Here is a 1,497-nt window from a genome sequence, read left to right as displayed (position 1 = left end):
ACCCTGCTGTCTAAGTGCGTGGATCACAGGATTTTTCTGTGCCGACATAGTTTGCATCGCAGATGGCTCGAACCTTCAAGCAGACGGTACTTCTTTTCGGATACCGTCGGGAATGAATTTTTCAACTCTTATACTGGAATATTGTTACCCGATTCGTTCCGCCTCTCCTCTCTGAGCTGCACTTCCCGTGGTCTGGGCAAGCCCTTCCTTGGACTCGTCCTCTGCTCCTTTACTCGATGTCACGCAACCCTCCGCTCTGTGTGGTTGGTCATCAGGCCCCAGATGAAGCAGGCCAGCTCTCGCGCTATGGCGGCTACCGCCACATTTCTCTTCTTCTCTCGATGGGTAAGACGACAATATTTGCGGCGAAGCCGTTCGTTCGCCTGGTCGGCATAGGCTATAACCTCTTGACTGCTCCCCGCCTGACGGGCTTTCAACTCCTTTGACTTATGTCCAATCCTCCCTTTGCAGATCCCTTGTGCTGCCTCGATATACAAGGTACGAAGGTGTGCGTTCCCTGCCTTGCTGAGCCCTCCCCGGCGCACGGTATCTCCACTGGAGCTTTCTCCGGGCGTCAGCCCAAGGTACGCGGCGTAGGTGCTGCCCTTCTCGAACCGACAAAAATCTCCAACTTCCACAATGCTCGCCAGAGCCGTTCTCATCTTTACTCCAAGGAGGCAGACCAGCTTTTTCACCTTTTCCTTGTACTTCTCTCCCTGGGCCAGTTCCTCGATCCTTCTGTCCAAGGCCTCCAGCTTATTCGTCATTTGCTCGAAGGTCATAAGATATTCTTGCAGCGTCTCCTTCAACACGGCCTCCTGCCAGTCCGTTTCACGCAGCCATCTCAAGTGGGCCAGCGTCCACTTGGTCCTGGTGTACTGACGCCCGTTACGCAGGCAGAGTGCATTGATCTGCTGCTTGAGCTTCTTCAGCGCTATCTTGTGATCGTCCCGCATACGGATGTACTCCTTGACGGCGTCGTCATCGCTGGAAGGGATATGAACGCTGCGGTAGGTCCCATAGGCAAGGCATTGAGCTATCCGCTTTGCGTCCCGCGCATCCGTCTTGATTCGCTTACCCTTGCTTGCCATCATCGTGGATGGAGCAAGAATGACACATTCAACGCCTTGCTTTTTCAGTTGCTGGTACAGCGAAAAACCTAAACAGCCGGCCTCGTAACCGCAGAGAAACTCGACGTCGTCCCCAAGTTCTTTCTTCAAACCCTCGATGTACTTGAGCACGTTCTTGACATCCGCCTCGCTCTGCATGCAGCCGAAAACCTTATCCTCACCCCCGAGCTTCGGCTCAAGAGAACAAAACGTGAAACCCAAATCCACAGGTTGCGATGGCCTTTATGAAGGATAAAATGCGTTGTTGCATAGATTGAAACAATTCCCCTTTTGCGTCCGCCAAGTGCAGCGGCGAACGTGCAAAACCGGTTTCCGACGCACGTTAAAAACTTTGCCCGTGGATTTGGGTGAAATTCGTACTATGGAC

Annotated in this window: 1 protein-coding gene; it reads right to left on the bottom strand. The window is 53.2% G+C overall.

The genetic code is table 11. From position 1 onward, the window contains the following. Positions 1 to 239: 239 nt before the first annotated feature. Complete coding sequence (locus SY1_RS05455; RefSeq protein ID WP_208872984.1) at positions 240 to 1,331, bottom strand: IS110 family RNA-guided transposase; 1,092 nt, start codon at positions 1,329 to 1,331, stop codon at positions 240 to 242. Between the last annotated feature and the right edge of the window lie 166 nt (positions 1,332 to 1,497).

Source organism: Fretibacterium fastidiosum (assembly GCF_000210715.1).
GTDB lineage: Bacteria > Synergistota > Synergistia > Synergistales > Aminobacteriaceae > Fretibacterium > Fretibacterium fastidiosum.
The sequence above is the reverse complement of the archived record's forward strand: the minus strand, read 5'-3'. Positions and strand labels throughout refer to the sequence as shown.